19 protein-coding genes and 3 pseudogenes are annotated in these 22,653 nt (G+C 66.2%); 6 read left to right on the forward strand and 16 right to left on the reverse strand.

Going from position 1 to position 22,653, the window contains the following annotated elements; translation table 11 throughout:
• Positions 1-330: 330 nt before the first annotated feature.
• Positions 331-1,080 carry a transposase family protein gene (locus tag OG462_RS42220; RefSeq protein ID WP_406054098.1) on the reverse strand — a complete coding sequence of 250 codons (750 nt, stop codon included), beginning with the start codon at positions 1,078-1,080 and terminating at the stop codon, positions 331-333.
• 452 nt (positions 1,081-1,532) lie between these two features.
• Between OG462_RS42220 and OG462_RS42225 the strand changes: the two genes are divergently transcribed.
• Both OG462_RS42225 and tgmB read left to right on the forward strand, forming a co-directional pair.
• Positions 1,533-1,955, forward strand: a complete 423-nt coding sequence (locus OG462_RS42225; protein WP_406054096.1) for a hypothetical protein — start codon at positions 1,533-1,535, stop codon at positions 1,953-1,955.
• A 92-nt stretch (positions 1,956-2,047) separates the two neighbouring features.
• Positions 2,048-3,001: an ATP-grasp ribosomal peptide maturase gene (gene tgmB, locus OG462_RS42230; RefSeq protein WP_406054094.1), complete on the forward strand. Its 954-nt coding sequence runs from the start codon at positions 2,048-2,050 to the stop codon at positions 2,999-3,001.
• 79 nt (positions 3,002-3,080) lie between these two features.
• Here the strand turns inward: tgmB and OG462_RS42235 are convergent, their stop codons facing one another.
• Positions 3,081-3,575, reverse strand: coding sequence for a hypothetical protein (locus OG462_RS42235; RefSeq protein WP_406054092.1), 495 nt, complete (start codon positions 3,573-3,575; stop codon positions 3,081-3,083).
• Positions 3,576-3,985: 410 nt separating this feature from the next.
• Complete coding sequence (locus tag OG462_RS42240) at positions 3,986-4,285, reverse strand: zinc-ribbon domain-containing protein (RefSeq protein ID WP_406054091.1); 300 nt, start codon at positions 4,283-4,285, stop codon at positions 3,986-3,988.
• Between the two features lie 496 nt (positions 4,286-4,781).
• Between OG462_RS42240 and OG462_RS42245 the strand changes: the two are divergent.
• Positions 4,782-5,001: pseudogene (locus OG462_RS42245) on the forward strand (transcriptional repressor NrdR); the annotation flags it as partial.
• 417 nt (positions 5,002-5,418) lie between these two features.
• Here the strand turns inward: OG462_RS42245 and OG462_RS42250 are convergent.
• Both OG462_RS42250 and OG462_RS42255 read right to left on the reverse strand, forming a co-directional pair.
• Positions 5,419-5,592 (reverse strand): hypothetical protein, encoded by a 174-nt coding sequence (locus OG462_RS42250; RefSeq protein WP_406054090.1) that lies wholly within the window; start codon positions 5,590-5,592, stop codon positions 5,419-5,421.
• A gap of 626 nt (positions 5,593-6,218) precedes the next feature.
• The gene (locus OG462_RS42255) at positions 6,219-6,590 is read right to left on the reverse strand and encodes a hypothetical protein (RefSeq protein WP_406054088.1); all 372 of its coding nucleotides are present in this window, start codon (positions 6,588-6,590) and stop codon (positions 6,219-6,221) included.
• 1,029 nt (positions 6,591-7,619) lie between these two features.
• Here OG462_RS42255 and OG462_RS42260 point away from each other — a divergent pair.
• Together OG462_RS42260 and OG462_RS42265 are read left to right on the forward strand one after the other, a co-directional pair.
• The gene (locus OG462_RS42260; RefSeq protein WP_266977486.1) at positions 7,620-8,180 is read left to right on the forward strand and encodes a winged helix-turn-helix domain-containing protein; all 561 of its coding nucleotides are present in this window, start codon (positions 7,620-7,622) and stop codon (positions 8,178-8,180) included.
• Positions 8,066-8,674: a transposase gene (locus OG462_RS42265; RefSeq protein WP_406066281.1), complete on the forward strand. Its 609-nt coding sequence runs from the start codon at positions 8,066-8,068 to the stop codon at positions 8,672-8,674. Before OG462_RS42260 ends, OG462_RS42265 begins: the two co-directional genes overlap by 115 nt.
• A gap of 524 nt (positions 8,675-9,198) precedes the next feature.
• Here the strand turns inward: OG462_RS42265 and OG462_RS42270 are convergent.
• From OG462_RS42270 to OG462_RS42320, 11 genes and pseudogenes are all read right to left on the reverse strand, one after another.
• The gene (locus OG462_RS42270) at positions 9,199-10,836 is read right to left on the reverse strand and encodes an ABC transporter substrate-binding protein (protein WP_406066329.1); all 1,638 of its coding nucleotides are present in this window, start codon (positions 10,834-10,836) and stop codon (positions 9,199-9,201) included.
• A 566-nt stretch (positions 10,837-11,402) separates the two neighbouring features.
• Positions 11,403-11,537: a hypothetical protein gene (locus OG462_RS42275; RefSeq protein ID WP_406054086.1), complete on the reverse strand. Its 135-nt coding sequence runs from the start codon at positions 11,535-11,537 to the stop codon at positions 11,403-11,405.
• Positions 11,538-12,060: 523 nt separating this feature from the next.
• Entirely contained in the window at positions 12,061-14,754 is a 2,694-nt protein-coding gene (gene lanL / locus OG462_RS42280) for a class IV lanthionine synthetase LanL (protein ID WP_406054084.1), read from the reverse strand.
• Positions 14,755-14,872: 118 nt separating this feature from the next.
• A complete protein-coding gene (locus tag OG462_RS42285; RefSeq protein ID WP_406054082.1) occupies positions 14,873-15,730 on the reverse strand; it encodes an ABC transporter permease in 858 nt (285 codons plus the stop codon).
• On the reverse strand, positions 15,727-16,782 hold the full coding sequence (locus OG462_RS42290; RefSeq protein WP_406054080.1) for an ATP-binding cassette domain-containing protein: 1,056 nt from the start codon (positions 16,780-16,782) through the stop codon (positions 15,727-15,729). Before OG462_RS42290 ends, OG462_RS42285 begins: the two co-directional genes overlap by 4 nt.
• Positions 16,783-17,957: 1,175 nt before the next feature.
• A pseudogene (locus tag OG462_RS42295) lies at positions 17,958-18,212 on the reverse strand (DDE-type integrase/transposase/recombinase); the annotation flags it as partial.
• 608 nt (positions 18,213-18,820) lie between these two features.
• Positions 18,821-19,297, reverse strand: a complete 477-nt coding sequence (locus OG462_RS42300; RefSeq protein WP_406054078.1) for an ATP-binding protein — start codon at positions 19,295-19,297, stop codon at positions 18,821-18,823.
• Positions 19,298-19,739: 442 nt separating this feature from the next.
• Positions 19,740-19,913, reverse strand: a pseudogene (locus OG462_RS42305) (putative ATP-grasp-modified RiPP); the annotation flags it as partial.
• Between the two features lie 589 nt (positions 19,914-20,502).
• The gene (locus tag OG462_RS42310; protein ID WP_406054076.1) at positions 20,503-20,637 is read right to left on the reverse strand and encodes a hypothetical protein; all 135 of its coding nucleotides are present in this window, start codon (positions 20,635-20,637) and stop codon (positions 20,503-20,505) included.
• An 86-nt stretch (positions 20,638-20,723) separates the two neighbouring features.
• Positions 20,724-21,143, reverse strand: a complete 420-nt coding sequence (locus OG462_RS42315; RefSeq protein ID WP_406054074.1) for an IS30 family transposase — start codon at positions 21,141-21,143, stop codon at positions 20,724-20,726.
• Between the two features lie 51 nt (positions 21,144-21,194).
• Positions 21,195-21,443 (reverse strand): transposase family protein, encoded by a 249-nt coding sequence (locus OG462_RS42320; RefSeq protein ID WP_406054072.1) that lies wholly within the window; start codon positions 21,441-21,443, stop codon positions 21,195-21,197.
• Between the two features lie 382 nt (positions 21,444-21,825).
• Here OG462_RS42320 and OG462_RS42325 point away from each other — a divergent pair, with 382 nt between their 5' ends.
• Positions 21,826-22,587 (forward strand): isocitrate lyase/phosphoenolpyruvate mutase family protein, encoded by a 762-nt coding sequence (locus OG462_RS42325; RefSeq protein WP_406054070.1) that lies wholly within the window; start codon positions 21,826-21,828, stop codon positions 22,585-22,587.
• Positions 22,588-22,653: the final 66 nt, after the last annotated feature.

Here is a 22,653-nt window from a genome sequence, read left to right on the forward strand (position 1 = left end):
GCTGCCGGCGGTCTGGCTGGCTTCCGGCCGGCGGGCTGGTTACAGACCGTGTGAGAACGAGGTTCGGAGTCAAGCAGAAGGTGCTGCCGGCTGGCTGGAGCAGGCTGAGGTGGAGGCCGGCGCGTATCCCGTAGTGGATGCGGAGCCGTCTGAACGGGTGGAGTCATACGAAGGCCAGCTCGACGGCCCAGAGAGTCCGGCCCAGGCCGGACACGGACAAGCCGCTATGCAGCGGCCGGCCTCCGGGCATGACGTCAGCAAGGCGCCGTACCTAGCGGCTGTGGCGACAGGCGCTGAGCCGACCGCATCCCTGCCTCCCACTGAGCATTTTCAGCGTTGCCTCTCCAGGGTGAGGACCGCGGCGGCGATGTCCGTCATGCGGTTCGGGCTGCAGCGGCTCCGGCGGAAGATCCGCCAGGACTTCAGGCGGGCGACGCCTCGTTCGACAGGAGCGCGGGCCTGGGCGAGTGCCCGGTTCAGCGTCCGTTCGGTCGGTGACAGTTCGCCGTTGGGCGGGCGGCGGATGGCGGTGGTGACCCAGGAGCCTGCGCCGATGTAGGCGCGGTCGGCGACGATCGGGACGCCCTGGCGTTCGCAGATTCGGATGATGCGGTGGGTGCGTGCGGCGGTCAGATCGTGAGCGCGGCCCGGCAAGGCCGGCGAGATCCACAGAAGCTGGCCCTGGGGATCGGTGACTATCTGCACGTTCACGCCGTGGCGCCGGTGCTTGTGGGAGTAATCGGCGCGTGCGTCGCCCAGGCGGTCGCACTCGCTGAGGGTGCCGTCCAGGAGCACGTAGTCCGGGTCGTGCTCGCGCAGGGTCTTGAGCAGGCCCGGCGCCCGGTCGGCGAGGAGCCGCACGACGGCGGTGGTGTAGGCGTGGGCGGTGCCTACGGATATGCCGAACCCGGCGGCGATCTGCGCGAGAGTGTCGTGCTTGCGCAGGTAGGCGAGAGCGACGAGGGCGCGCTTGTGCGGCGGGAGCTTGCAGCGGCGGTCACCCTCACGGGTGACGATAAGCATCGTGACCCACTCGACCAGCGCATGAGGCAGGTCGAGTGCGGCAGGATAGGGAACCAACAGGGCTCCTGGGCCGGCAGGTTGAGACTTCGAACACCTCACCCAACGGCCCGGGAGCCCTGTCCGTTGCGGGCGCCAAGGTCATCACCCGATCGGTGGCCACGCTGAAAATGCTCACTGGTTCGCCGGATCTTGTGCGGGCCCGGACCACCGCCACCGCATCAGACAACTGCGGGCACAGGCTGGCCGGTTCAGACGGGCACAGTCACAGGCTGCCCGCCCTGCGGACCGGCCGGCCGTGCCATCGAGATGATCTCCAGCTACGAAAATCCTGGCAGAGTCAGCTCAGCTCTCGTACGCCCGCAACACGGCGTGACCTATTGAGTACCTATTGCTCGGGCTGCCGAAGTACAGAGAGGGACATCCTTCGAATGGATCGTGCATCCATCCTGGACCCAGCCGGTAGTACCCCTGCCCAGGCGCCAGGTTACATCAGTTCATTTGGAGTGATCATGAATGTGATGGAATCAGTCCGCCCCTTCGGACTGCTTGGGAATGAGAATCCTGAAGCCTCTGAGAGCGACTACGACCCCATCTGTCCAGTTCCGAGCAAGTTCCCTCTCGGGAGGCGCTTCGGTGCCAGTCCTGTGGACGAATCCGAGCCGGGTGCTGCGGCTACACGTCCCTTCGGCCTCCGGTACAGCCGCCTGCCCAAGCGGGTCAACGTGATCGACATCACTGAATTCGTCTACGACAAAGAGCGCCAGGTTACGGCCGGGAAGCCCCTGGGGCCGGACCACCCGTTCATTCCTGACACGTACGCAAATCCCGGTAAAGGCGGAACGGCGAACGGGACAGGCTATGGGGGCACGCATAACCCCTCCACCTTCGTGGGTGAAGACACGGACTACAGCCAGGACTACGAGAGCGACTAGATGAGGATGCCCCGTCCGGCAGGCGGTCTGGATCGGCAGCATTCTGTGGAGCGAAAGAACTTCTAGGCAGAACCTAAAGAGCGGGATCCGGCATGTCCGATACGCAAGCAGTAGTAATTCTTACTGACCCCTTCGACGTTACTTCTGATCTAGTAGTTCGCGAACTGGACAGACGAGGGGCTCGCGTTTTCCGATGTGATACGGGAGATTTTCCGCAGGAACTTCACCTGGCAGTCACGCTTGACAACGGATGGTCCGGGCAACTGCATGACGATGCCCGGACGCTTGACCTGGCGGACGTGGGCTGCGTCTACTACCGGCGGCCTTCGCAGTTCATCCTCCCTGAGCAGATGACTTCTCCGGAGCGAAAGTTCGCAGCAGCCGAAGCGCGCATGGGATTCGGCGGCGTAATCAGCTCCCTTGAAAGGTGGATAAATCATCCTTCCGCAAACGCTTATGCAACAATAAAGCCTGTACATCTCGCGGTCGCCAATGCATGCGGCCTGAACGTTCCGCCCACGCTTATAACTAATATTCCGGATAAGGTTAAAGAATTTGTCGGGAACTTCGGGAAGGTCGTCTACAAGACTCTGAGCACGCCTGCATTCTCCGAATCGAGCGACGTCAAGATGATTTACTCTTCGATCGTGGATCCCGCCACGATCGATGATTCCGTCAAGCTCACTTCCCACCTGTTCCAGGCGTGGGTGGAAAAAGACTTCGAAGTGCGACTGACTGTTGTTGACGATGAATTCTTTGCGGCTCGAATAGATGCTGAATCGTGTGACGCCGGGATCGACTGGAGGTCGGACTATTCGAACCTGAAGTATTCTACGGCTGTTGTTCCAGATGCCGTCCGAAATGCCGTCAGCGGACTTCTCTCGAGGCTCAATCTCCGTTTTGCGGCCATCGATTTCATCGTTACGGCGGATGGAGACTGGGTCTTTCTCGATCTTAACCCGAACGGCCAGTGGGCCTGGATCGAAGATGAGACCGGACTTCCCATAGCGGCAGCCATAGCGGATGCATTGATACGTATCCGGTGACGTTCGCTGCTTTATCAGCGACTTGAACCCGACGAACAGTGCACGAGGACGCTAGTGTCCTGCACCTGAAATTTCATGGTTAAGTCTGTATCCAGTTGCCATGCCGCCGGGTCCTCGTGCTGTTGAAGTCCCTCTGTCCGATGAGGAACGGGCGGAGCTGTCTCTTCGGGCAGGCAGGGCAGCGGCCCCGCGATCGGCGGAGCAGGCGCGGACCGTGCCGGCACGCGCGGCTGAAATGCCGAACGCGCAGGTCGCGACGGTGCGGAAATTGCGAGGGAAGTCCGCTGCCGAGGGGACCCGCCTGCCCGGGGCCGAGTGCGTCGTGCGGGGCCAGGAGGCCGAGGTTGTCGAAGACGCAGTAGAGAGGGATCCCGGTCCAGGCGACGGGCTGCAGAGGGGCGGTGATCGCGGAGCGCTCCACGGCATGACGCCGGCCGGCCCGGCTGGCCCGGCTGGTCATGCGGCTCTTGCAGCCGATCAGGTCGACCTGCCGCCCCTCGGCGGCGATGAGGCCGGATGTCCGGCGCAGCGAGCTGGTGGTGTGCTGCAGAGCGAGCCGTACAGGTTCGCCCATGACTCCGTGCCTCAGGGACTGACGTGCCATCCGCGGTGGTTGAGTTCCTGGGCGACGCGCTGCTCATGGGCGTCACCGATCGCCTTCCTGTTCTGAAAGCCCGGCATACCGGGGAGTGTGGCGCACTCCGACCGGTGCGAAACAGCGCCGGCGTCCAGCCCCGCAGACTTCGGCCATACCTCCCCACTGCCCGTGCGTGTACGTGGCCGTCCGCAGGTGTCCCACCCCGCCTCGTGGAATCTCACAGTCACCCGCTCCAACTTGGCCGGTTCTCACGCCTACTGCAGCACCGGGGCAGCCGCCATAACCGACCCCGTGCGCCGGCCCCCGACACAGATCGCCAGCCCCTTGTCTGCTGAGGGACGCCCAGCCCCGCAGCCAGTTCATCGGCGAGGCCGCGCGGTAGGGCCCTACGCCCTGCGAGCGCTCCAGGACCGAAAGCGCGCGCAAGCACCACAGCAGCAATGCCGGGCTACCACCCGGTCCACGACTGCTCCCAGGAAGGGCTTCTCACAGTCAGGGCACAGCCACCACATGACCTTGTTCGATCTCGGCCGCACATCCTCAGGACGCAGACCGTCGTTCAACGCCGGGTGCCAGATCGCAGTGACCGCCGGGTACACCACAGCCAAATTGGCACGTGGTGCGCCCCACTGACAGCCGAGTCGGCAGCTGTCGGTTCGGCTCAGCTCCCCGGGGGCACTCGCCATGACATGGTGCAGTGGGACTCGGGCGACTCCCAGCCTCGCGGGGGCCGGGAATGCTTCACGCCGAGGGTGACGCTGGCTTCCGCCAGGATCACGCCTTGTTCCCCGCGCACCCTGCGATGGCCTCTCCCGCCAGAACCCATCGAAACGAAAGTGCCACAGCGCTCTGGCGTCTTGGTTTCGAAGGCTTCTATGCGGATGCCAGGCTGAATTCAGCAAGCGCGTAAGCCCTCGGCTGCACGGGCCGGCCCTCTTGGAGGGAGAGCCTCAGCTGCGCCGGACACCCGTGAAAGCCAACCTGGAGTGCATGGACAGCGTCTACTGGCACCGGCGGCCGCGGCCGCCGGAGCTAGATCTACCCGGTCGGCCGGACCGCGTCCCGGCCCAACGCTCCTGCCTCGGCGGCCTTCAGCAGCGATTCAGGACCGTCCGGTACGGGTTACCGCGGCTCTATGAAACCGAGCCGAGGACATGGACGTGACCAGCGATTGCTCACTTGCTCCGCACGGCGCGCCAGGGGCGACCGGTCACCGGGGACGCCCTTGCCGAGCTCGGCCACTGGGAGTGGGCCGAGGAAGCGGTGCGCGCCACCGCCAGCGCCGAGCTGACCACCCATGACGTGGGTCTGGCTATTCTCGGCCCGTTGCAGAAGCTCGACCTCGTCGCGTACTTGCGCTTCGCGTCCGCGTACAAGGCTTTCGACAGCCTTAAAGACCTCGATGCCGACGAGAACGGAAGGCACCTGCCGGTACTCGGCAACGGCGGGACGAGGGCCGCCACCTACGCCCGCAGCCAGCGCTTTTGTCCCGGGCCTGGGGCGAGCGGCACACGGCGTCTTGCCGGTCGGCACCGAGCTGCTGTCCGAAGCCATCGATATCCGACGCGGGCAGCGCCTCCCGAACCGCCCGAGAAACGCTGCTCCTCGTCATCGGCAGAGCCATCGGCTCGGTGCGGCTCCGCCCCCTCACGATGCGTATCCGTGTCCTATCGGCGGCTGTCGGGGGCAGGCTTGGTGAGGTCCTTCATCTGCCAGGCGACAACCCCGAAAGAATCAAGTCCGAAGCTGCACTCACCGAGCTTGCGGGCATCGCTCCAGTACCCACTGGCTCCGGCATGACCCAGCGGCAGGCATCGCATCAACCACGGCGGGCCACAGGCAGCTGAATGCCGCGATCTCCCGAACCGTCATCGTCCGGATGTGATTCCATCAGCCCGCGATCGACTACGTCGCGAGCCGCACTGTCGAGGGCAAGACGAAACGGAAGATCATCCGCCGCCTCGAGCGCCACGCCGCCCGCGAGGTCCAGCACCTGCTCCGACCCGCGGCGCAAGCACACTACGCGGCCAGTTGACGACTATAGGAGCGTCAACGTGCTGATGAAGTCCACGACCGGCCTCGTCGAAACCGAGGTGATCAAGCCGCAGCGGCCGTGATGATCCCTCGCCCAGGCGCCACTCGCTACCGCCGAATGGGCCGACTGGGCAGCCACACCCGGCTGCACGGCGAGGTAGGGCACACCCCGCCCTCCGAGTACGAAGCCACCCGCTACCTGACCACCACGAAACCCCAGGTCACAACCAACATCTGAGATCTCTGCCGAACCCGGAACGGTTCAAGGTCCAGTGTGGCTGGAAAGGTGGCCGACGAGGGTTCCTTACCGCAGTAGTTGAGTCTGAAGCTTCAATCATGAGTGCCTCATACTCGTGCGGGCACAAACCCATTCGTGCGATTCATAGATGCGCGGGCGGCCGGCGCCGTCGGATATAAATCTGAATCAAGTCGTCCGTCAGCAGGATTAAATTTCACACCGGGTCGTATCTTGCTTAATGCATGCATTAAGTGCGAGCTGGCGACTGCCGGTTCTCTCGTCTTCCAGGAAATGGACACCGTGCAAGCCAAGAATTTCAGCATCAATGAATCCGTGCGACGGGTAACCTACCTAGCCGTCGCTGCCGGAATGATCGGAGCTTCGCTCTCCATGGTCATGCAGGGTCCGATCACATTCTCATCTGAAAGCAGACCGAAATCGCCGCGATCAACAAGACTGAAGCGATAACGATAAAGCAGAGAGACTACGTCTAACATTGTTTGCGGAATGAGATCAGGATGCTTTCCGGCCACGGTTCTGGCGAGTGTGACATAGCCTCCTGTTGAAGCGGGAGGGACGCGCGGGGCATCTCCATGGCTGGACGGGCACCACAACAAGCCTAGGACAGCAGAGACGCCCCGGCGTTCGCCTGTCCTGCCGCGTGTGACCTTGACCTGATCAAGAACCTGAATGAACGAATCGGTGATGGTCGAGATCACCTTGAGGCATCAGCGGCTCCTGCTCGTAATAGTGCCGCAGGCCGCATTCAAAGTCCCGGCCGTCCCCGCGCGGTTTCGGTCGGGATCTTGGATGCGGCCTTCGCCGTGTCCATCGTGGTCCAGGCTTGCGGGCCTGACCGTCCGTGTCGCATGGTGCCCCGTCAACCCCGGCCAGACAGTCCGTGCCCGTCACCTTTGTCAAGCGCCCGCGAATCCCCTCCACCCCCTTCCCGCTGGGTGTCCAACGGTGAGAACTGGATCAGCCGCCCGCCAGGCCGGACGCAGCGGAGATTCGTCAGCTGGTTGTCGGTGGTGAAGCCTCAACGGCCTGGTGCTGTGCGCGAGCACCAGGAGGCATTTGCGTGATTGTGGGAGAACGATCTTCCTCGCCGTGTGCGAGTACCGTGGTGTCGCTCAGGGGCGTTTCGATCCGCGGGTAGGCGTCGTGTCGTGAGGTAGCCGGCCGCCATGGTGGATCCGGCGGTCAGGGTGAGGCTCATGCCCATGGTGAGACCGGGCGGACCGGAGCCGGCACTCGGATGCACCGGTGGCACGGTGGTAGAGCGCGGGGTCACCGGCGGCACAGCGCCTGCGCTGTTGCGCCTGGGGAGCGCTTCGCAGGCGATGCCGTCGTCAGGTCCCTGATCTTCGTCGAGCCGGTTCGGGTCGCTTGGGTCCCGGTCGAGTTCCGCCTGGGCGTCTTCCCGGAAGCGGAAGTGGCGGCAGTCGAGATCCTGAGCGTGAGCGACGCCGGACATGGGGGCGACAGGCGATCGCGAGGGCTATGCCTGCGCTTCCGGCGCCTGCGCGTCCGATGGGAAAGACGCGACGGCATCCCCGACGCGTTCCTCGGCCTCGCCGCCTGCCTCATCACCCACCGACACGTCCAACGCCCTTTGTCAGGACCTCTTGGAGCTCCCTCGTGTGCTTACTGACTTCAGCTCGTCGGGGTGAATCTGTGTGAAGTCCCTGACGGGTGAAGGCGGGTGGCTGTATCCGTGAGGTGTGAGATATGCAGATGGGGGCGGGCTGACGCCGACGGGGCGCCGGCGTCGGGAGACGGTTCGGATGCAGGCGGCTGAACTGTTCGAGCAGCAGATCAAGCCGTCGGAAGTCGCACGGCGGCTGCGGGTGAGTGTGAAGTCGGCTTATCAGTGGCACCAGTTGTGGCGGGATGGCGGTGTTCAGGCGCTGGCCTCCCGTGGTCCGAGCGGGTCGCGGTGCCGGCTGTCCCCGCGGTCTTTGGAGAAGCTGGCCGCGTATCTGGAGCAGGGGCCGGCCGCGCATGGCTGGGTGGAGGACCAGGTGTGGACCGCCTCGCGGGTGGCCACGCTGATCGGCAGGAAGTTCCATGTCTCCTACAGCGTCTCGGGTGCGACCCGGCTGATGCACCGGCTGGGCTTCAGCCCGCAGGTGCCCGCCCGGCGGGTCGCGGAGCGCGATGAGCAGGCTGTCGCCGTATGGAAGGAGGCGACCTGGGCGGAGGTAAAAGGGCGAGGGCGGCCTGCGGGGGCTACGTCTGCTTCGAGGACGAAGCCGGGTTCACCCGCAGGCCGCCGCGGGGACGGACCTGGGGCCGGCGCGGAGTGACCCCGGTTGTCACCATCAGCGGCCGCCGTTCGGGCCGGCTGTCAGTGGCCGGGCTGATTGCAATGCGGCCGGGTTCCCGGACCCGGCTGTGTCACCGCCTGCGGAGTCATCCCGCGGGGAAAAGTGCCCGTCGCAGTATGGGCGAGCGGGACTTCATCGCGCTGATCGACGGTGTCCACCAGCTGGTCGGGGCACCAATCGTGCTGGTCTGGGACCGGTTGAACACCCACGTGTCCCGCAGGATGCAGGCCCTCGTGGCCGAGCGGGCATGGCTGACGGTGTTCCTGCTGCCCGCCTACTCGCCCGACCTCAACCCCGTCGAGTGGGTATGGGCCCACGTCAAACGCAGCCTCGCCAACCTCGCCGTCATGGCCCTCGACCAGCTCGAAGCCCTTGTCCGTAACAGGCTCAAACGCCTTCAATACCGGTCCCACACCCTCGACGGCTTCATAGCGGGGACCGGCTTGACCCTCGTCGAGCAACTATCACCCTGACGAGCTGACGTCAGTATAGGCCGTCTTGGGCCGTACGGTGTAGTCCGCCGGGCAGGCAGGCCGGGTCCAGCCGTAGCAGCGCGGCCACGAACCCGACGTGGACGCCGGTGCCGCGGGGCTGGGTCGTCGACCAGAATCGTGTCGAGCATCCGGACGGTGTCCATTGCACGGCGAACCCGAGCTTCGTCGTGTTCCGGCGCTTGTCGGCGAGGAGCGTGCCCACGTCCAGAACATGCCGTCCCCGCGCCCGCGAGGGCCCACTGGGCACAGCTCATGGACCGTGCACGATTGCGCGAACCTCACAAGGCGGCTCGTATGGCTGTCCCAGTGTCATGGCCGCGACCGTGTATCGGGTCCTCGGTTCGATGCGCTGCCGCGGGCAGTCGAGTCGGACTTGTGCCGGCTGATCGTCGACGGTTCACCGGTGCGGTGCGTGATCCGGCAGTCTTGCAACGCAGAGCTGCAGAGGGTGGGGCTGACTGTCCGTCAGCCCCACCCTCTGCAGGTGGACTACGCTTGAGTGATTACTTCTTGACCTCGACGCCGGTCAGGATCGGGTCGCCGTCCTGGCCGTACGCCACGCCCGAAACCTTCTCGGAGTAGCCCGCGTTGACCTTGTAGTACCAGAGCGGGATGGACGGCATGTAGTTGACCAGGTCCTTCTCGATGGCCTGGTACGCCTTCACCGACTCCTCCAGGGTGGCCGCCGAGTCCGCCTTGGCGATCCGGGCGTCCAGCTCCTTGTTGGAGAAGCCGCCCTGGTTGCCGCCGGCATCCGTACGGAACAGGTCCGAGATGAAGTTGGCGTTCACCGGGTAGTCGAGCACCCAGCCGGAGCGGTACAGCGACTTGACCTGCTTCGACTTACGAGCGGTCAGGTCGGCCTGGAAGTCCGGCTTGCCGTCGCCGACGCACTGGACGCCGGTGGCCTGCTGGATGGAGTTGCAGACAGCGTCCACCCACTCCTTGTGGCCACCGTCGGCGTTGAACTGGATGGAGATCTTGTTGCCGGGGACGCCGCCGCCGGCCTTGATGAGCTCCTTGGCCTTGGCCGGGTCGAACTTGGTGACGCCGGCGCCACCGTCTTCCTGGAAGCCCAGGACACCCTTGGCGACCCAGCCGGTCGCGGGCTCACGCGTGCCGTTCAGCACCGTCTTGGTGATGGTGGCGCGGTCGATCGCCATCGACAGACCCTGGATGACGCGCGGGTCGACCTTCTTCGGCTTCTTCCACTGGTCGGCGTAGAAGGCGACGGCGATGCTCTGGATCGCGGAGAACGGCTGGTCCACTGCGCGGTCGCCGAGGTCCTGGCGGTAGACCGGGAGGTCCTTCGGCGCGATTGCGCGCACAACATCGACGTTGCCCGACTTCAGGTCCTCGTACCCGGCCTCGAGGCTGGTGTAGTTCTTGAAGACCACACCGCCGTTCTTCGCCTTGTTCGGGCCCTTGTAGGCGTCGTATCGAGTGATCTCGATCTTTCTCTTGTGGTCCCAGCTCTTGAACTTGTAGGGACCGTTGCCGACCGGCTTCTGGCCACCGGCGGCCGGGTCCTTGTAGAAGGACTCGGCCAGCGGGGCGAAGACGATGTAGGCGAGCTTGTGGCCGAAGTACGGAACGGCCTTGGTGAGCTCGATGGTGAAGGTGGTCTCGTCGACGACCGTGAGACCGTCCATCTTGTCGGCGGCGGGCTTGGCGCCCTCGGCCTCGGGGTGGACCTTGTCGTAGCCCCTGATGTCCGCGAACCACGAGGACAGACCCTGGGCGTTCTTGACGTTGGCGTTCCAGTTCCACGCGTCCACGTAGGACTTGGAGGTCACCGGGGTGCCGTCGTGGAAGGTCCAGCCCGGCTTGAGCTTGACGGTCCACGTCTTCGAGTCGGTCGTGGTGACCGATTCGGCGTTGATCATCTCCAGGGAGCCGTCGGCCTTGTAGTCGACCAGGGTCGAGAACAGGCCGGCCATCACGGCGGAGCCGTTGGACTCCATCGTGTCACCGGTGAGCAGGGGCTTCTCGGGCTCGCCCAGCTCGACGGAGAAGATTCCGTTCGGGTCGACAGCGCCCTTGGCGTCGCCGCTGTCGCTCTTACCCCCGCCACAGGCAGTCGCAGCAAGGGCAACGATGATCGCGCCCGTTACCCACTTGGCGCTCTTGGCACCGCGCACGGCTTCCTCCTCATGAGTCTGCATGGATTCTGTGCAGCCGGTCACCCGTCCCGAAGGTCTTCGAGGACGGCATCGCCTACGATCGGAACCAGGCATTCGGCGGTCGAATGCGGTGCCGGATGGGCGTGGTCGCATGCGAGGGGAGTTAATCCTGTGATCACGACCTACTGATGAGTAGCCGCTACTCGACTCGCCTCGCGGATCCCGGCCGCAGCCTCGTGGAAGCGGGGCAGCGCAGCAGGTGTCCCGCCGCCGCACTGCCGGACAGCTCGCCGGGCGGCCGCGGAATCCGATATGGAGTATTGCCTGCTCAGTTCCATTCGAGTGAGTACGTGACAAGGTCCTTGTGAGTCACTCGTCCAGCGACCCTCTCTGACCCGAGTTCGCGCCTTGGTGACTTCGCAGTCGGCCGCATTCCGGTGTGGCCGACTGCGCGCACGAGTGGGCCTGCCCAGCAGACGCTGCAACCGGGCGGTCTTGTGGGGCAGATGTGGCCTGGGCGACGTGTCCGCCGAAGGCCGCCCAGCACAGTCGGCCTGTGAACCTGTTGAGAGAGTCCGGGGGCATCAGGCATCTTTCGGGTGCGGCCCGGTGACGGGCCGCCGTCCGGCGACGACCACTCGGTGGATCGTGATGCCCAGGACGACGACGGCGTCACCGGCCGGCTGCGGCCCGCAGCAGTCCCGGGCAGCTGCCGGCATCGAACCGTGGCGTTCGAACGGGCCTTGTCCCTGGCGCTGGTCCCGCCGCCCGACATGGGCGCCGCCCACGCCACCCCCTGCTCCGAGCGCTCAAACCCGCGGCAAAGACCACCCGGCCTGCCCCCCGGGACCAGCGGGCAGCCTTGCCGGACACGCCCCGGCATTTCAATGCCCCGGGCACAGCGTGCGGGTACGCACGCCCGGCCGCGCAGATGCCATCCCCGTAGGCCCGGTGACGGAGTGGCACCGACGGCGTTCGACGGGCAGAGCTCACACCCCAAACCCCCGCCGGGTGCCTCGGACAGGACGCTGAGCACTCCGCCCAGGCTTTCCCGGCCCCGCACCCGGACTCCGCCGCCCCGGGGCAGGCGGATCGTGCTGCGGTGCGCCTCATCCTGAAGGAGTACGCCCCGGCGTTCCGCGAGGCACCCTGCCCCGGACCGATCCACAGGTCCCGAGCATGCTCGCGGATGGCGAGGGGTGTAGCGGTGCGCGGGATGTCCGCGTGGGCCGGCAGGGGCATTTACGCGTGCTCGGGCATCCAGGGGTGGGGGCCGCCGTGGCGGAGGCGGAGGTGGAAGCGGAGGATTCCCGCGACGCCGCTCTGGTAGCTGTGGTCGGGTTGGGGTTGCCCGGGGCCGCGGGAGGTTGTGGTGGTGCGGGTGTGGATGACGGCTGCGAGGCCGCGGGCCTGTTGGTGGTAGGTGTCCTGGCCGGTGTGGTGGGCCATGTCGAGGAGGAAGTGTCCCGCTCCAGCGAGCCCGCAGCATGCGCCGGTGGCGTGGGGCCAGGGGTTGCGGGTGATGGCGGCGGCGGCCTGTTCGGCGTGGTCCGCGAAGCGCTGCTCGCGGGTGGCGGTCCACAGGCGGATGAGGAAAGCACCGATTCCTCCGACTCCGTTGCACCAGAACATCCCGTTCATGGCGTCCCCCGAGCCGCCCTTCTTGGTGTTGCCGGGCCAGGTTGTGCTGGTCTTGGCGGTCACCGCGGCGCGGATGAGGGTGTCGCCCGCGCCGAGTGCCGCTTCATGGAACCGCTGTCCGGAGCCGGGTGTGTTCCGTTCGGCGGCCTGTGAGGCGGCGAGCAGGAAGGCTCCGGTGCCGGCGACACCGTGGGCGAACCCATAGGTGCTCTGCCCGGCGAGCGTGGAGTCCGTTTTCTCGGGGGTGGGCCAGGTCCATTCGTCGCCGTCGCGGCGGGCAGCGGTGAGTACGGCGCCGGCGCAGGCCAGGGCCTGCTCGAGGCTTTCGGGCTTGCCTGCGGCATGCCAGAGGCGCAGGTGGGTCATGCCGGCGCCGGACAGGCCGTGGGTGATGTCCGCGATGGGCCACCGGGTGGGAAGTTTCGCGGCCAGTTCGATGGCGCGGGACTGCAGGCTGGGGTCTTCGAGCAGCTGGCCGGCATCGTGGAGTGCCCAGGCGGTGCCGGCGCGGCCGAAGGCGAGGCCAGGCAGGAGCCTGGGGATGGCGGACAGCCGCTGGTCGATCCATGCGGCGGCGGTGGTGACGGTCTCGGACAGGGTGGTGTCGTGTGCGGCGGCATGGGTGAGTGCGCTCAGGCCCCCGGCGGCGCCGTTCCACAGCGAGCAGACGTCCTGGTCGTCCTGGGACTGCTTCCACAGCTGCTGGGCTCGCGGGGTCATCGAGGTCCGCAGTAGGTGTGTCTGTTCGTCGATGAGGGCGTCGAGACGTTCGTCGGTGAGTGCGCGCTGGTGAGGAGCCGTTGCCGGCAGCGCGCCGTTGCCGTCGGCGAGAGCGGTGAGCCGGTCGCCGACCTGGGCGAGAGTCCAGCGTTGTTCCGGATCTGTTTCGGTCAGACTGAGGATCAGCCTGGCGAAGCCGGTCAGGGCGGGATGGTCGCCGGCGATCTGGGCGAGGATCTCTTCGGTGTCCTGCTGCGTCGCGTCGTTCTGGCGGGCCAGCCACGAGGGCATGAGTCCGGTGACCGTGTGGAAGAGGGTGGCGCCCAGGCTGTAGCAGTCTGCGGCCACCGTGGCCTCGCTGTTGGCGCCGTCGGTTTTGGGCAGTTCAGGGGCCATGAAATACGGCGTGCCGACGGGACGGCACACGGTGCCGCTCCGGGTCACGTACTCGACGTCGATGAGCCGCAGATCCCCGTCGGGGAGGACCATGACATTGCTGGACTTGAGGTCACGGATCACATATCCGTTGCCGTGGATCTTCTCGACGAGGTCCACAAGGCCGGATGCCGTCTTCAACGCCTCAGAAACAGACAGGGCTCCGTCGCCGTGTTCCTGGGCCCACCTCTCCAGAGTCTGTCCGGGGACCTGCTCCTGGACCAGGAAGAGATCGTCCTCCACCCGCATGAGCTCGACCCAGCGCGGGGAGACGCCCAGCTGCTGCAGTTCCTGCAGGACCTCGGATTCCTGGCGCAGGCGGTCGCGTATGTCGGTGCCGTCGAGGCCGGAGCTGACGTGGGCGCGGGCCTGCTTGATCACCACGTCCGAGCCGTCGCGCTCGTCTGTGGCCCGGTAGACGCCGCCCTTGTTCGCGTGCCGGATCGCCTTCCGCACCCGGTACCGGCCGCCCAGAAGCACCGAATCGGGTACCTGCGGTGTCTCAGCTTCTTCGTCGGGGAACGGCGAAGAAGCCCACGGCGGCGGCGAGAACCACGCGTTGCGCTCGTCCTCGACAGCCGTGCCGTCCGGACCCAGCATCTGCCGCTTGAACACACCGTCGTCGGTGAAGACACGGTGGCCGCCGCCGCTGATCTCACCGTAGCGGTAGTAGACCAGACTCCCCGGGCGCAATTGCTTGTCCGACAGAATGTCCGGCCCGGGCAGCCCCTCCGTCACCTTGTGCAGCCGCTCGGCCAGCTCACGGAACTGCTCGTCATCTTTCGGATACACCGTGATGAACTTGCCCCCGCCCCCACGCGAGTACCACTGGTCCACCAGCTCCGCCACGCGGCGCAAATCGGTACCGAACTTGAACGCGCATCCCGCGCTCACGAGCACCTCACCGGCACGCGCCAACACCAGCGGCGCCGACAGGGGCGTCGCCGACACGTGCAGCTTCCACCCGTGCTCACGCGAATGATCGTCCGGCGGGGACAGATAGCACCAGGCATCCTCCGGATTGATCGACCACCGCTGCCCACCGCATCGGTCCAGCACCGCACGTGCCACATCGATCAGCAACACCGAGTCCGCCCTCACCGAAACCGGACCGGCATCCGGCGATCCACTGCCCGTCATATCTCCTCCTCAACATTCTTCGAATACCGGCATTCGGATATCGTCATGCCGTGAGAATCCGGCAGTCATTGTCCTTTTCTGGCCAGACGCGATCGCCTTTGGAATTCCTGCCTCGTTGTCACATCTTCGGTTCGGACCGGTATTTACGTACGGAGAGGGCACGGAAGACGAGGATGATGAGAAGGCTCCAGAATACGGATGCCTGGATGGGGTGTTGCATGGGCCAGGCGGTGGATTCGCTGAGGCTGGTGTTGCCGAAGAGGGTGCGGGTGGCTTGGACGGTGGCGCTGAAGGGGTTCCATTCGGCGATGTGGCGCAGCCAGGGGGTCATGTTGCTGGAGTCGGCGAAGGCGTTGGAGATGAAGGTGAGGGGGAAGACCCAGAGGAGGCCGGCGGAGCCCGCGGTTTCGGGGGTGCGGGCGCAGAGGGCGGTCAGGGATCCGACCCAGGAGAAGGCGTAGCCGAGGAGCAGGAGGAGCGCGAAAGCCGCCATCGCGTGTGCGGCCGAGGTATGGACGCGCCAGCCGATCAGCAGCGCGACGACGGTGAGGACGGTGAGGGTGAGCGCGGTCCGGGCGAGGTTGGCTATGTGGCAGCCGGTCAGGACAGCGCCGCGGCTCATGGGAAGTGCGCGGAATCGGTCCCAGAGACCGGTGTGCATGTCGTCGGCGATGCCGACGCAGGCGGTGGTGGCGGCGACTGTGACAGTCTGGGCGAGGATGCCGGGGATCAGGAATTCGCGGTAGGCGGACGGGTCCGTGGTGTCGCCGATGTTCATGGATCCGCCGAAGACGTAGCTGAACATCACGGTGAACATGATGGGCTGGATGACCGCGAAGATGATTGTCTGGGGTATTCGGGATATTCGGATGAGGTGGCGTTTGGCGATGATGAGTGAGTCGGTCACGGACCACTGAAACTGCGTGATCCACTGAGAGAGCGCGGTGCGCGGTACGGCTTCTGTGTCACTCATCATGCGGCCTCGCCTTGGGCGGTACGGAACCCTGGGCCCGGGGAGCCCGATGCTGTTGGAAGGCCCTCTTTCCCGCTGTCTTCCACCGGTGTTGTGGTGGCGTGGCCGGTGAGGGTGAGGAAGACGTTGTCGAGGGTGGGGCGGGTCAGGGCGATGTCGTCGATCTCGATTCCCGCGGCGTCCAGCCGGCGGATGGTTTCGGCAAGGGCTCTGGCCCCTCCGGTGACCGGGACGGTGACTTTGCGTGTGTGGGGGTCGCAGGTGAGTAGGTCCGCGCCGAGGGGCCGCAGAATGTCTGCGGCGGCCGTGATCTGCGTGTGGTGATGGATCACGGCTTCTATACGGTCGCCGCCTGTCCGGGCTTTGAGTTCGTCGGGGCTGCCGCGGGCGATGACCCTGCCACGGTCGACGACACACACGGCGTCGGCCAGGAAATCGGCCTCTTCCAGATACTGGGTGGTGAGCAGCACGGTGGTGCCCTCGCTCACGAGTTCCCTGACGGTGTCCCACAGCATCATCCGGTTAGGCGGATCCAGACCCGCGGTGGGCTCGTCCAGGAACATCACCGGCGGGGAGACGACCAGCGCGGCCGCCAGGTCCAGCCGGCGGCGCATGCCACCGGAATACGACCGGGCCGTGCGGTCCGCCGCCTCCGCCAGGCCGAACCGCTCGAGCAACTCGCACGCCCTGGCCTTCGCGGCCTTCACAGAGAGCCGGTACAGCCGGCCGGTCATGTGAAGGTTCTCCCGGCCGGTCAAGTGCTGGTCGACGGCCGTGGACTGGCCCGCCAGGCCGATCCTGCGCCGCACCTCGTCCGGATGCTTCACGACATCGACGCCCGCGACAGCCGCGTGGCCGCGGTCCGGCCGGAGCAGCGTCGTCAGCACCCGGACCGTGGTGGTCTTGCCCGCACCGTTGGGGCCGAGCAGTCCCAGGACAGTGCCCTGGGGCACGTCCAGATCGATACCGTCCAAGGCCCGTACGCTGCCGTAGGACTTCACCAGGCCCTCGGCGCGGATACCGGCCGAAGCGATGTAGGGCTGATTGATCTTCATGTCAGGGAGTCCAGGGTGCGGCGGGCCGTGGCGAGGGCGGGGTGGGCCGCGGGGCCTGCCTGGGGGGCAAGGATGTGCACGGCCCTTTCCAGGCACCGCCGGGCCCGCTGGCGCGGAACATCGAGCATGGCAATACCGGCAACCAACGTGAAGCCCTGGTGTTCGTGGACATGATCTTGGCAGACCTGTCCTGCCAGGGGCTCCACGTCCGTCCATGACGGGGCAAGCGGTCCGGCCGGCCCGCGGCTGCCAGACTATTTCGCCGAGAAAGCCTCATTGGTGATTGATTCCACCGCGGCCGGCCAGAGTCCGGACTGGTTGCTGCCCGTTACTTGACGTGAGGGGGTGCGAATCCCGTCGGCGTAATACCGCAGTGGGTATTGCGGGTGGAGCAGACAAGCGTGATGTCACAAATGCTATGGCACACGTGCTGGTCCAGCGCAGTTTCCTCTTCAGTGAGCTGCTGAAGGGACTTAATGGCTGCCATCACTCTCTCCTTGTCTCGATGTGCTGCAATCACAAACAGCGTGACCTCACCGATGCTGTCTCGTATGAGTAATCCATACTCAGATGGGCGCCGCGGACAGGGGCACCGCACATATCCCGCATTCCGGCGCCCTGACGGTCGGCGTCTCCTCCGGCCAGGTCGTCTGCAACATCGGAGCCGTGTTCTACGGTGCCAGGACCCGCCTACGTTCTGGGCCGGGGCGTGCGCGACGCGATCATCGACCCGGTGCAGTCATCCTCAGTGCGGGAGTTGGGGCGGCGCGCCCTCGCTGATCACCCGTACGGCCAATGACTCGGCAGAGATCCAGATGCTGGAAATGGTCCTCTCGCTCACGGGGAAGGGCTGACGTCCGGGGAAGATTGTGAACTGCCCGTCTTGCCGAGGTCTGCGGAATCACCACGTTGAAAAATTCGAAGGAATGTGACGGAGAGATCTGAGACATGCCGGGTGGCGGGATGGCAGCCGCGTTGATCAGGCTGGGGACGCTGAACCGGTCTGTCCGGCCGGTGCTGCAGGTGCTGGCTGTGTGACGCTGCCTCCCTCACCGATGCAGAGTCCCTCGCCGAGCGGGCCAACGCCGACGCTCCACGGCAGCAGGAGCAATAGTCAAGACTCGTGGATCAGTTGATGTGGCTCATGCCGCGAGGGGGCGTTGTCACGTTGTGCGGGGCGAGATTCCGGTGAACGCAGCCGGGAACCGTTGTGCTGCGCTGGCGCAGCGGAAGCCCTTCATTGCGCATTCACCCTGCCTCGTCTGCTGGTGGGAGTTCTCCGCCCGGTTGTTCAGGCTCTTGTGCGAGCAGTGCTCCACCGGCGGCATCACCTCCCGATGGGCGGCACTGCAGGAGCGGAGCTTGTCGGTGACGATCACACGGGGCACCGACCGGGTCTTCTTCATCAGCTCCCGGAAGAAGCGCCTGGCATCTGGATGAGGTGTTCATCAAGATCAGCGGCGAGGGGAAACTTCGGTGGCGGGCAGTCGATGCAGAGGGGATGTTCTCGACGAAGCCCGGTCCCACTCCCACACGGCCCCGGGCTCCTGCGTCGTCGGTCTTGTCTGCGGTGATGATGAGCCCGGTGTTCGCGATAGTCGTCACGAGCCGGCCGCCAGGGGCGAGTGCCTGCAGCCACGAGGCGGGGATATGCGGCATGGACACCATGGGCAAGATCCGGTCGAAGGTGCCGGGCAGAGCTGCTCAGCGCCGGCGGTGCCGACAGCCGGCTGCCAGCCGATCCGGCCGAGACGTTCGGCCGCAGCCTGCGTCAGGCAGGGATCGACGTCCAGCGTCGTCACGGCCTGGTCGCCGGCCCGTTCACAGGCCCCGCGTCCGGGAGGCCGCCAACTGGCCCCTGCGAGAGCCGGATCAGCAACACCCGACTCCTCCTCGGTGCCGTTGCGAATCCAGCGCCCGCTTCGGCGGTGTGCCGCTCCGGCCCGGTCCGGTTGTCACCCCGCCACAGTGCGTGGGCCTGCAGCGGGTTTCGAGCGCCGGCCGTGGCCGGGTTTCTTCCAGGATGCCGGATGGTTGTTCAGGCTGCGTCGAGGTCGGCCCAGTGATCGATGAGCCCGTTGAGGCCGGGGTCGGTCTCGCTGCCGGTTCCGGTGCTGCCGGCGAGTGCGGTGATGATGAGGTCGCCGCGGCCGTGTTCGCCGTCGGGCCTGCCGGCCGCCCAGCTGCCGTGGCGGGCCGCGTTGTTGGGGCCGCCGTCGGTGACGTGGACCTGGACCCGTCCTGAGCCGTCCATGGTGCCGTGCAGGTGCAGGACAACCGGGGGCAGCGCATGTGTGACGGCGTTGGTGACCAGCTCGGAGATCACCAGCAGTGTGTCGTAGACCCGGTCCTCTGCCAGGCCCCAGGCCTCCAGGACCGGGCGGGCGGCATGACGCGCGGCGGCCGGCGCGAGGTGCCCGTGCTCCAGAGACAGACTGAACACACGGCTGCCGGCCGGCACGGCCTGCAGCACGGGAGGCTGCGGCCCGCCTGGGGAGATCGTGGTCGTCGTCATCGGGATCACTGCCTGTCCAGTGCGGGATCGGAAGCCTTCTCTGGTACCTCCAGCACACTCCCGCAGAGCACAGAATCCCTGAGCAAGCAATACCCAAAAGCCAAGAACAGCGTGTTCTTGCACGCTCTCGCCCCCACCGAAGGGCTGCGCCCCCCTACCGTGGCCCGCTCGCTCACACCACCGCCCCCAAGCTCAACGGCTCCAATCCCACCACCGACCCTGAAGTCCAGCACACCCGCAGGCTGCCCCCTGCCAACCGGCCGACCACGTGCCCGAGATGATCTGCGGCTGCTGCAAACCTTGTTGCCAGAACCACTCTCATGAGGACGGGGACACCAGGCACTCGAAGCCGTCTGGCAGCAGCTCTCCTGCGAAGGCTTGCTGATCACCACGATGGTGGGGTCGTACAGGCTGGTGACGACCAACACCGGACGTGTGTCAGTCACTGGTCGCCGTCGCTGCCGGTGTCGCCGTCCTGGGTGGAGCCGTTGCCGTCGGGGCTGGTGCCGGTAGAAGGGGTACCGGTCGACGTTGCGTGGCCCGGCATCTTCATCACCTCGCCGGCCGCGTCGTAGAACACGGCGCTCTGAGTGCCGGGGGTGATCCGGGCAGACGTGTACCCAGTGGGCCACGGTGGGGTACAGCGTCATCCGGCGCACACCCCACGGAGGCGGGGCGATGGTTCCCTGCGGAACCGGGGAGCTGGAGAGGAAACGCCGGAGTGGGCGGGGACCGGGCGTATGCCCTCCTGAGCAATGGCGGCCTAGGCTTCCGGCAGGAGTCCGCAGGGAGGGGGGAATCGGTGCGTCTCAAGGGGATAACGTTCGGGTTCTGGGCAGCAGTCGGCGTTGTGGGATGCGCGCCCCGGACGGGTGCCGCGTCGCACCGAGCACCTGGGCAATAGCCCCCGGCAACATCGGGCCTGGATGCTCCTGATTGGCATCTGCGGTGTCGTGGTGGCGGCGATCATGGCCGTCCGCGCCGAACTGTGCCGATAGCAACGAAAGGGCCCCTCACCATCCATGAGGCGAATTCCAGCAGTCGTCGCAACAGGTGGTGGAGCATGACGACGATCAGCCTACGCGGCTGCGCGACTCGGAATGCTCACCGGCTCGGATGGTTCGGGACCATGGTGCTGGGGATTAAGCAACACGCCCTGGAGGAGTCGCTCAGTAGCGACTCCTCCAGGGATGTCATATTCGTACCTACTCGGCACCTTCAGCGACGATAATCTCGTTGTGGTTGCCGATCCAGTCGCCAGTCCCAGCCGCCATGCAGCCCTGTACGGGCTCGCCTTCGGGGACCTCGGCGGGAAGCAGTTCAAGATTGAGTGCATCCATAATTCTGCTCACATCCTTGGGAGTGGACCTTTCATCCGACTCTGACTGAGAACGCTCTACGCGGCCCTGAGTATGAGCTACTCATTTCAGGTCTTACGGCACTCCTGGTCTGCCATGAGCAGGGCAGCGAACCGGGCGGCCGGGGCGTCCCAGCCGAGCGTCTTACATGGTCGGCTGTTTAGCTCGGCCGCGACCTCATGCAGGTCTTCGCGGCTGTATCGGGAGAGGCCGGCGTGTTTCGGGAAGCACTGACGCAGCAGGCCATTCGCATTTTCGTTCGCACCGCGTTGCCACGGACTGCCCGGGTCGCAGAAGTAGACCAGCATGCCGGCATCACGCATGAACGCGGCATGGCCCGCCATCTCGTAACTCTGATCCCAGGTAAGCGACCCTCGCAGTTGGCTCGGTAGCGGACGCATGACGTTGGCCAGGGCCCGCTGAAAGAGCTCGGCCGGATGCCCATCGGGAAGGTACACGAGCATCGTGAACCGGGCGGACCGCTCCACCCGACGTTCGGCCGCAGCCTGCGTCAGGTAGGGGGGCGACGTCCAGTGTCGTCACGGAACGTTTTTAGCGGTAAGTCTCCAGGCCCTGGAGATTGACGTGATCTTGTTGGGGCTGCAGCGTGCTTTGCGGGGGATGCGCCAGGTCTTGATCCGGGCGATGGCTCTCTCGGCGGGCCATCGCAGGCGGGAATGTGCCCGGTTGACGGACTTCTGTGCGGTCGTGAGGTCTTTGCCGATTTTATGCCGACGGGCCGCGGTCAGGTCGTGAGCCCGGCCGGGCAGTACGGGTGAGATCCACACGAGCGTCCCGTCTCGCCACCGCCCACCGTCACCCGATCAGTGGCCAAGTTGAAAATGCTCACGGCCTGGTCGCCGACCCGTTCACAGGTCCCGCGTCCGGGAAGCCGCCAACTGGCTCCTGCGAGGGCCGGATCAGCAACACCCGGCTCGTCCTCGGTGCCGCTGCGAAACCAGCGCCCGCTTCGGCGGTGTGCCGCTCCGGCCCCCGGTCCGGTGGCTGACCCGGGGGCCCGTGAGGGTTCGCCGGTGTGCGGCCGGGCACGCCGGCAGCCGACCCCGGCCCGCGCTGTATGCCCGCAGAAGAACGCCCGGCTGCCGGCAGCGGGTCGGGCGGCGGGTGTCCGGCCACGCGGAGGTTCGATCGCGGGGTAGCGTCCCCGGCATGGACTTTCGCACCACCGTTGAGCGCGCTCAACGCCTCAAGCAGCTGCACGCCGAGTACAAGCCGCTCGTGCTGCCGACCGTCTGGGACGCCTGGTCCGCGCGAACGGCAGCCGACGCCGGGTTCCCCGCACTGACGGTCGGCAGTCATCCGCTCGCCGACTCCCGGGGGGCCGCCGACCAGGAGGGGCAGACCTTCGAGGAGGTACTCGCCGCCGTCAGGCCGATCATCGCGGCGGTCGACGTCCCCGTGTCCGTGGACCTGGAGTCCGGGTACGGACAGGAGCCCGCGGATCTCGTCGCCGGACTCACCGAGGCCGGCGGCGTCGGTCTCAACATCGAGGACACCGTCCACTCGGACGGCGGACGCATGCGCAGCACGCAGGAACACGCGAACTACATCGCCGGCCTGCGCGCGGCGGCTGACAAAGCCGGGATCCCGGTCTGGGTCAACGGGCGCACTGACCTCTTCCTGCACGCCGAGGATGCCTCCAGCGTCCTCGGCGAGGCGATCGAGCGGCTGCGGGCCCTGGAACAGGCCGGCGCCGACAGTGTCTACCCGGTGGGTATTCAGGACAACGACGAACTGCTCGCGGCGGTGACCGGCGCCGTCGCCATTCCCGTGAACTCCACAGCCCATCCCGTCAAGCACGATCTTGAGCGCTTTCGCCGCCTCGGCGTCGGCCGGATCACCTACGGCCCGCGGCTGCAGATCGCGATGACGAATGCCATGAAGGACGTGCTCGGGCCGTGGGCACAGTGAAGAGCCGACGAGCGACGTAGGCGGCCGCAGGAGGTTTCTCACCTCTGCGACGACACTCTTGCCTCC

The sequence above is a fragment of the Streptomyces sp. NBC_01077 genome (genome assembly GCF_045162855.1).
Classification (GTDB): Bacteria; Actinomycetota; Actinomycetes; order Streptomycetales; family Streptomycetaceae; genus Streptomyces.

What these genes read in the sequence shown, in the direction of transcription:
- OG462_RS42225 (WP_406054096.1), top strand. Translation starts at nt 1,533, where the DNA reads ATGAATGTGATGGAATCAGTCCGCCCCTTCGGACTGCTTGGGAATGAG.
- tgmB (WP_406054094.1), top strand. Translation starts at nt 2,048, where the DNA reads ATGTCCGATACGCAAGCAGTAGTAATTCTTACTGACCCCTTCGACGTT.
- OG462_RS42235 (WP_406054092.1), bottom strand. Translation starts at nt 3,575, where the DNA reads ATGGGCGAACCTGTACGGCTCGCTCTGCAGCACACCACCAGCTCGCTG.
- OG462_RS42240 (WP_406054091.1), bottom strand. Translation starts at nt 4,285, where the DNA reads ATGGCGAGTGCCCCCGGGGAGCTGAGCCGAACCGACAGCTGCCGACTC.
- OG462_RS42275 (WP_406054086.1), bottom strand. Translation starts at nt 11,537, where the DNA reads ATGCCGGCAGCTGCCCGGGACTGCTGCGGGCCGCAGCCGGCCGGTGAC.
- lanL (WP_406054084.1), bottom strand. Translation starts at nt 14,754, where the DNA reads ATGACGGGCAGTGGATCGCCGGATGCCGGTCCGGTTTCGGTGAGGGCG.
- OG462_RS42285 (WP_406054082.1), bottom strand. Translation starts at nt 15,730, where the DNA reads ATGATGAGTGACACAGAAGCCGTACCGCGCACCGCGCTCTCTCAGTGG.
- OG462_RS42290 (WP_406054080.1), bottom strand. Translation starts at nt 16,782, where the DNA reads ATGAAGATCAATCAGCCCTACATCGCTTCGGCCGGTATCCGCGCCGAG.
- OG462_RS42300 (WP_406054078.1), bottom strand. Translation starts at nt 19,297, where the DNA reads ATGACGACGACCACGATCTCCCCAGGCGGGCCGCAGCCTCCCGTGCTG.
- OG462_RS42310 (WP_406054076.1), bottom strand. Translation starts at nt 20,637, where the DNA reads ATGGATGCACTCAATCTTGAACTGCTTCCCGCCGAGGTCCCCGAAGGC.
- OG462_RS42325 (WP_406054070.1), top strand. Translation starts at nt 21,826, where the DNA reads ATGGACTTTCGCACCACCGTTGAGCGCGCTCAACGCCTCAAGCAGCTG.